8 protein-coding genes and 2 pseudogenes are annotated in these 7779 nt (G+C 41.8%); 6 read left to right on the top strand and 4 right to left on the bottom strand.

Translation table 11 applies throughout. The annotated features are described in order from the left end of the window. Both Xvie_RS19570 and Xvie_RS22385 read right to left on the bottom strand, forming a co-directional pair. Window positions 1-466 (bottom strand): annotated as a pseudogene (locus tag Xvie_RS19570) (reverse transcriptase domain-containing protein); the annotation flags it as partial. Window positions 467-553: 87 nt separating this feature from the next. Continuing rightward, window positions 554-2356: pseudogene (locus Xvie_RS22385) on the bottom strand (Tn3 family transposase); the annotation flags it as partial. A 197-nt stretch (window positions 2357-2553) separates the two neighbouring features. Between Xvie_RS22385 and Xvie_RS19560 the strand changes: the two are divergent. Next, window positions 2554-2865: a hypothetical protein gene (locus Xvie_RS19560; RefSeq protein ID WP_208612648.1), complete on the top strand. Its 312-nt coding sequence runs from the start codon at window positions 2554-2556 to the stop codon at window positions 2863-2865. Further along, a complete protein-coding gene (locus Xvie_RS19555) occupies window positions 2865-3065 on the top strand; it encodes a hypothetical protein (protein WP_086110789.1) in 201 nt (66 codons plus the stop codon). Before Xvie_RS19560 ends, Xvie_RS19555 begins: the two co-directional genes overlap by 1 nt. Before the next feature lie 21 nt (window positions 3066-3086). Here the strand turns inward: Xvie_RS19555 and Xvie_RS19550 are convergent, their stop codons facing one another. Beyond that, entirely contained in the window at window positions 3087-3287 is a 201-nt protein-coding gene (locus Xvie_RS19550; protein WP_228864123.1) for a hypothetical protein, read from the bottom strand. A 250-nt stretch (window positions 3288-3537) separates the two neighbouring features. Beyond that, window positions 3538-4068, bottom strand: coding sequence for a hypothetical protein (locus Xvie_RS19545; RefSeq protein ID WP_086110788.1), 531 nt, complete (start codon window positions 4066-4068; stop codon window positions 3538-3540). A gap of 451 nt (window positions 4069-4519) precedes the next feature. Between Xvie_RS19545 and Xvie_RS19540 the strand changes: the two genes are divergently transcribed. From Xvie_RS19540 to Xvie_RS19525, 4 genes are all read left to right on the top strand, one after another. Beyond that, window positions 4520-4891 (top strand): tlde1 domain-containing protein, encoded by a 372-nt coding sequence (locus Xvie_RS19540; RefSeq protein WP_086110787.1) that lies wholly within the window; start codon window positions 4520-4522, stop codon window positions 4889-4891. A 190-nt stretch (window positions 4892-5081) separates the two neighbouring features. Further along, window positions 5082-5480 (top strand): hypothetical protein, encoded by a 399-nt coding sequence (locus Xvie_RS19535; RefSeq protein ID WP_139838912.1) that lies wholly within the window; start codon window positions 5082-5084, stop codon window positions 5478-5480. A 266-nt stretch (window positions 5481-5746) separates the two neighbouring features. After that, the gene (locus Xvie_RS19530; RefSeq protein ID WP_244175743.1) at window positions 5747-6310 is read left to right on the top strand and encodes a hypothetical protein; all 564 of its coding nucleotides are present in this window, start codon (window positions 5747-5749) and stop codon (window positions 6308-6310) included. 134 nt (window positions 6311-6444) lie between these two features. Beyond that, the gene (locus tag Xvie_RS19525; RefSeq protein ID WP_139838911.1) at window positions 6445-7482 is read left to right on the top strand and encodes an IS630 family transposase; all 1038 of its coding nucleotides are present in this window, start codon (window positions 6445-6447) and stop codon (window positions 7480-7482) included. Window positions 7483-7779 lie beyond the last annotated feature (297 nt).

The following is a 7779-nucleotide window of genomic DNA, read 5'->3' as shown; positions in this document are numbered from 1 at the left end:
TGAGAAAACGGCGGTCTGATATCTTCTTCCGAAGCAGATCCATCAACTCGATATGCGGTATCATGTTGAAGTATTTTCGGATGTCGATTTCCACTATAGCACCATTCCAGTTACTGAATGTTTGTTGCTGTAGTGCCCTTAATGCCGCATGACAATTTAATCCCGGCCGGAACCCGTAGGAGCAGGGCATAAACAGCGGTTCATAAATTCGGCTGAGGATATCACTGACCGCAAGCTGGATCAGTTTATCTTCTATGCACGAAATAGCTAAAGGCCGTTTACTGCCGTCTTCTTTCTGGATCTCAGTAATACAGGCTGCTTTCGGATGATACGTTCCTCTGCGTATCCGCAGAATGAGACTTTGAATATTCTCATCAAGGTGTTCACCGTAAGCGGCTTTTGTCATGCGATTAATACCCACGGCTTTATTCCCGTCCAGCCGCTGGAATTGCCCTTTCAGCATGTCACCGGGTCTGAAGCCCAACCGGACGGAAACGTACGCTAAGTACATTTCTTAACCATGATGGCAAGAATATCGTCACAGATAACGATGTTATAAAGGCCATTCGCCAGGTTCATCCGCTTGCTTCAATGGTCTGAGCTGTCCTTTTGTTACCTGTTCTGCCAGTGTGAATGTATAGTGCCCAAGCATATTGATATGCGCATGACGAAGTGGTGACAGCCGGGATTCATCCTCTTCATTAATGATATCTCCTTCATCACGCAAATGTGTCAGCGCGGCCTGCAGGTAAATCGTGTTCCAGAGCACTACAGCATTGGTCACCAGCCCCAGCGCACCCAGTTGATCTTCCTGGCCATCCTGATAACGCTTTCTGATTTCGCCTTTCTGTCCGTGGCAAATTGCCCTGGCGACAGCGTGTCGGCTTTCTCCCCGGTTCAGCTGTGTCAAAATGCGACGGCGGTAGTCTTCATCATCGATATAATTAAGCAGGTACAGTGTCTTGTTAATCTTGCCTGCTTCAATGATCGCCTGCGTCAGCCCTGAAGGACGATCGCTGCTCAGCAGCGAACGGATTAAAACTGATGCCTGGATTTTCCCCAGTTTCAGGGAACCCGCCACGCGCATCATGTCGTCCCAGTGCTGTTCGATCTTCTGTACATTGATGCCATTGCGGGCGACGTCATTCAGTACGCCATAATCAGCGTCTTTGTCCACCCGCCAGAATACGGAGGCTCCGGCGTCCGCCAGACGAGGAGAAAACTGATATCCCAGCAGCCAGAAAAGACCAAAAATCAGGTCACTGGCACCGGCCGTGTCTGTCATAATCTCTGTCGGGTTCAGCCCGGTTTGCTGCTCCAGCAACCCTTCCAGCACAAATATTGAATCTCTAAGCGTGCCAGGAACGACAATGCCATGAAATCCAGAGTACTGATCAGAAATAAAGTTGTATCAGGTGATCCCACGACTGGAGCCAAAATATTTTCGGTTAGGACCTGCATGAACCGTTCGTACCGGCGCAATAAACCGCATTCCATCAGCGGATGCCACTTCACCACCGCCCCATTTCTGAACCAGAGGCAATGATGACTGATAATCAACCAGCCTGGCGTTGGCTTTTACCAGTGTTTCAGCCCTGAGGTAATTTTGCTTTGTCCAGTTCAGACGATAGCGTGTCAGCGCCGGAATATTCTGGCGAATAAAGGGTTCCATGCCAATATTGCAGGCTTCAGCCAGCAATACCGCGCAGAGGCTTACGGTGAGGTCCTCCATGCGTGATCCCGCTTCGCTGGCATGGGTAAATTCGTCTGCAAAGCCCGTATGTGCATTAATTTCAAGGAGGAGTTCCGTGAGATCCACTACCGGCAACAGGCCAGCTACACGCACCGTAAGTAATTTTAGCGCCGGAGATTCATCCAGCCCATTCAGATGAGAAATAGTCAATTTCGTGCGTTTACCTGAAAAATCCAGCGCGACCGCATGATTATCGTGAAAATTTTTCGCAACCTGTCGGTACACCGTGTCGAGTTGTCGGGTCAGTGCGCTGACGGCTTCTCCGGCCTGGAGAGGATGACCAAGAGAGCGATAAACCTGCACCCTGTTGGTATGCCAGTCTTGCCCCTGGAGGAGTTTGGTTCTTGGATCTCCCCAGCGTTCGCTCTGGCTGACATAAATATCTCGCCGTCGCAGACTGTCCTGCAATTTATTAATGACGCAGAGGGTGTAGCCACGCCGGAACAGATGGCCTTCTTTATCAAAACTCAGTCGTTTCCATGGGCCGGTGATCACATCTATTGGCGCATCATCAAGATGTTGTCTGCGGGTTCCCTGAATTGCCGCCAGGTAATTAACTGCCTCCAGTGTTATTTCACCCGCCGGAGCCGCGTTGAAGGAGAGCATAAAAAAGCTTGGGGCACTTATGCGATCCGCTAAAGAAATCTCACCTGACAACTTGAATCGCCGCCAGACCATAGGACTGATACCCTGAAGAGCCACTTTAACGATATAGGGGATTCCCGATAAGTACGTTTAGTTGCTCATTCTATCGCCGACTGAACAGAGTGCCCCATACATTTTTACGCTCTCTTACCCATATGCCCACAGGCACTGCATTTGAATTTGATGCACGGGGTAACTCAATTTTGCATGTTGAAGGTGATAGCCATCACTCGACAACCGGAGATATAGAAAATCACTCCGGCGGTAACATCATAAATAACGCAGGCAATCATTTAACTGAGAGAGTCGGTGGATTCTGGCGTATTAATGTGAGTGGTTCTGCTTATATAGATGCAACAAGTATTCACCTAAACAAAGGAGCAGGAGTGGTTACAGCTGAGTGCCTTTGCTCCTTTACTGGCAGACCACACACTGATTTTTCATTACGAGTCACGGCGGGTAAATAATGGCTTTAAACAGCAGTCAACTGAAAAGAATGATTGAAGTAAACTTGATTTCATTGGGTTTTGCAGCCAATGAACACGGTAGAATGAACGACTTAGCCGAAGCCATTGCAAAAGCGGTTGTTGAACACATTACCGCTAGTGGTCAGGTGATTGTTATAGGTGGTGGTCACTATAGTGGGGAAATCGCTAAAATAGTGTAGTGATAGGGTCAGAAGTTTGAGCTATCGCTTGGTTCCTGATAATTCTTCGCTTTGAATTAAGGAAATTGAGTTACCAACAGTTTCAGTAAATTCACTCAGATTTTTTATATCAGATAGACATTGGTGATGGATATTTTTATCAGGAATAGCAAGTTCACCTTTTTCAATCGCTACCATCTGATTCATGCTTTCAACCAAATTATTAAACAATTTTTTATCCATAGTTTCTCCATTGTATGAACATAGCCGCGCTCTTGCGCGGCATTAACTAACTCTTATCAGTCAAAACAGACTTATCTTATTTTGTTAGGAAAGCGCTTTAATGTATACAATAGTTAAGGGAGGGGCACTACGTATATCCCCATCCCTTTTACTGCTATGTAGAACAACTAATTGACTTAACCACTGAAAAAGTTTCCTTTTGGTTTCTTCCATAAAATAGAGACCAAAGGCAAGTTCTTAGCCGTTCATATTAGTTGTAATACACCGTACAATCATAAGTTGAAATATACGGTGGCTGATACAACCCACCCGTGATATTTCCAACTTTCATTTGCAGAGTAATTCTACAATCGGCTGGGATATTCGCGCCTGTAGCATTGACAGTGGCCGAGCCGCTGGCCACATCCAAAAATGCTTCCCATGCAGCAGAATTATTCGGAGTGGTAATATAAAGACGCAGCGTGATTTGATTTTGCCAACCAGCCCAATTAAGTCGATTATAGTTACACAGAATGCTGCTTACAATTCCTGAAGGAGTCTGTCCGTTTAAAGGGGCCAGAGTTGCACCAGGAATAAACATTCCGCCTTGAGTTGGTTTAGGCCCTGAATTAGCACGATACCAATTTGGTCCGGCTAATTGTGCGAGATTACCCTCTGCTTCAGTTTGCTGTTGTAGTAAATCCAGCAGAGATGAATCTTCTTTGGTTAGATCTACTGGGGTTAATAATACGGCTTGTCCCTCTTTCAACAACATATCAGGGGGAAGAATCAGATTATTCATTTACATTCTCCTAATTTATCTCGAAAAGATGGTGCCGATCATTAAATCATCACTTTGAAAGACAACACAATCAATAATGCTGTACTGAGGCTCCTTATAAATTGGCAGAGTAGGACTTATTGGTATCAGAGGGATGCTTGCTAACTCTTCATATTTCTGAATATTTGACTCAAGTATTATAAATATAACATAACAGACGGAAATTAAATAATTCCAGATATGATGAAATCAAAAATATATTAGACTGGCTTAAGACCAACACTGCATTAGCCTAACTTAAATTAAAAATATAATTCGGAATTTTATAATGTGAATTAATAGCGCGCTAGAAATTTTTTCTTCAGAGTTGTTGAATACTTTTATAAATGAATGATAAAGTAAATTAAATGCTTTGCATTTAATTTACTTTAATTTCTATTTTCTATATTTTAATCTGAAAAGGAGTTTTCAAATGGTTTGGATTTATCATCAATATTCAGGTGACTTCTATCATAACGACAAATTAGTTTATCGGGGTGGATATAGCGGAAAAGGAAAACATAAAAACGATCCCGGATCAGAACACATAGCTAATTGGGGACCAATCCCAAGAGGACGGTATACAATAGGCGGGTATACAAATAGTAAGGGCGATATGACTATCCACTTAGAACCGTGTGATTGCAATAATATGTACGGAAGAACCCTTTTTAGAATTCATGGTGATAGTATAAAAAATCCCGGGCAAGCATCAGAGGGTTGCATCATAGTAGGAAAGCATGCTAGAAGAGAAGTCATTGATTCTATGGATAGGGAACTAGTGCAGGGCGCGAGCATACTTTGATTAATATTTGTACTTAAAATGTCAATATTGTTTTTTAACTCTTTTGTTAACTATAAATGTCTAAAGAACTGTGATTTAGTTCAATTATTACCCGATATAAAACTATAAAAATGACATACTGGAAATTATTAATCTTTAAAAATCAGTAAAAATAGTGTGCTCGCGCCCTGGGAACTAGTGGTAGAGTAACATGAAGAAAATAATCCTAATAGCAATGCTATTTATTCCTGGCATCGCGTTATCTTCATCTTTGACAAACGATGAAACAAAAAATGCTTTAGACTATTGTGCAACTCCTGAATCTTGGGCATCTCAATATGTTATAAATAGTTCTTTCCGTAAAGATAAAAGCTTTGATCGAATGAAAGCAACTTCTTCTTTAATAGAGAGAACTAAATTAGTCAAAGGGGATAAACCAATCTTTCTTAAAGAATCTGGGCAGTTATATACCCAAACACTGGAAATAACTATCCCATATATTGATAAAAACAAAAAACCAGCTGTTTTCATTGCGTCATCAATTATATCGGTAGAAGAATGTTCATTATCAGAAGTGGCTTATTTTGATATAACACACGAGATCGATTGATTCCATTTTAAGCAGAATTCATCTTTGAGCTTTATCGGCTTTAAATGCGATAAAGCTTTTTTCTATCACAAATAACTATATGTTGACAGTTAACGTAATAAAGAAAGACTAGAAACTAAGTTTGAGGGGATCAGGTTCGGGAAGAAATGAGTGCTACAAAAATAGCCAAATAGCTAGTTCATCAAGCTACAAGACTATTGATGAATCAAAGAAAAATCCTTTAACATAAGTTTTTATGAAAAATGTATAAAAATAGGGAAAATGACATGAATAATGGTTTTTATTCCAGAAAAAAGAAAAGAAAAAAAATAAAATTTTTTTTGGTTTTTATATTTTTGATTATAGCATTCTGGTTTTGGTATATGATTTGGGCTTCCAACATTGGGCGTCATACAGTTTTAAGTGACTCCATTCCAGAGTGGACAACATATATTACTTTTGCAACCATTATCGGTCTTATCTTAGCTGTTCGTGCAGCCTATTATCGTCCTTCAAAACATATTATGGAGTCTTTTTTTTGTGGGTTTAGTCTTGGGTTTGTTTGTATTATAAATATTTACGATGTCTGTACTTATCTGTTTCCAGGGGAGATCATTCACTATGAATCTGATTATAAAGTGACATTTCCAGGGCCTGCTATTACTAGATTTGGTAGCTGTGAAGCCGGGTTGTGGATCAAAGATATTCACACAGGTCGCTGGATTCAACTTTGTACAAATAAATTAGATGTACACAATCAACAAAATCAAGGTATGAATGGAGTATGGGTTACCGCTCGTATTAATAAACTGGGTTCTTATATTATAGATTATAAGTTTATATTCAAATAGCCTTCTGTAACCAAGCTAAGGTGGGGATAAATTTGTAGAACACTATATTTTTCCCCCATGCTACTATTTGTATCTATACCAATCGCCATTGAAGATGCTTGATTTATCACCCAAACCAGATCATGCTTGCAACCATGAAAATTCATCTGACACCAGAACAAAAACGTGCCCTTGAATTGATGCATGATACCACTCGTGATAGCCGAGTCTGTGATCGCATCAAGGCCGTGCTTTTGGCCTCTGAAGGCTGGACAGCTCAGATGATTGCACAGGCCTTGCGTATTCATGAGAGTACGGTAAGCCGTCACCTAAAAGATTTCATCGCTCAGGAAAAGCTCACCCCGGAAAATGGCGGCTCTGAAAGCCATCTCTCTGCCGAACAAACCGTCGACCTGATTGATTATTTGACGGCCAATTTGATGCATACTACCACTCAAATTGTGGCCTATGTCCAAGCACGTTGGCAGGTGTCTTTCAGCGTGGGTGGCATGACAAAATGGCTTCACCGCCAAGGTTTCAGCTACAAGAAACCAAAGGGCGTTCCGCATAAATTCGATGCGGATAAACAGCAACAATTTATTGATGACTACCAGCTTCTGAAAAACGGAGTAGGTCAGAGTGAACCGCTCCTATTTATTGATGCGGTGCATCCCTCACAGTCCACAAAGCTCAGCTATGGCTGGATGAAAGCAGGAAAAAATCAGGTAAAAGTGGTCGAAACCACCGGCAGCCGTACTCATCTCAATATTCTGGGTGCTCTCAATTTACAACGCATTGAAGACACCGTGATCCGTGAATATTCGAGCATCAATGCTAAAAACATCGCGTATTTTTTCGGGGCAATCCGGGAAACTTACCCACTTTCGCAAAAAATTCATATTATTCTGGATGGTACGGGTTACCACCGGGCCGTGTTGGTGAAAGAGATTGCGTATGTCCTTAATATTGAATTGCATTACCTACCGCCTTACAGCCCAAACCTCAATCCGATAGAGCGATTATGGAAGTATATGAATGAGCAAGTGCGTAATAATGTCTATTTTCCGAATGCGAAGACGTTCCGTGAAACCCTTCGTCACTTTTTTCATGTCACTTTGCCAAAAAAAGGGAAAGAACTTACGACTCGACTGACTGACAATTTTCAGATTTTGAAACCTGCATCTTCAAGTTAGATTGGTATATATAGCTTTTAAAAATGATAGGAGTACTCCTTACTCCGTGTGACACGCGGGGTAAGGAACACCACATACTGATACTCTCACTATTATGAAAAGGTATTTAGATACTGATTTCCAGGTTGTGTATTAAATAGTTAGATCTCTTATTAAAAATAGTTCTCACGCTCAATGAAAGTGCCAATCACTTTATCGTGCATACATGGACGCCCCTTGTTTGCCAAACAATCATTTGTTATGACCCGAACCAGGTTAAGATTGCAGCCATACATCCGGACTTTAGTTGAGGCCGTC

The organism is Xenorhabdus vietnamensis, assembly GCF_002127535.1.
In the GTDB taxonomy this organism is placed as follows: Bacteria; Pseudomonadota; Gammaproteobacteria; order Enterobacterales; family Enterobacteriaceae; genus Xenorhabdus; species Xenorhabdus vietnamensis.
The sequence above is the reverse complement of the archived record's forward strand: the minus strand, read 5'-3'. Positions and strand labels throughout refer to the sequence as shown.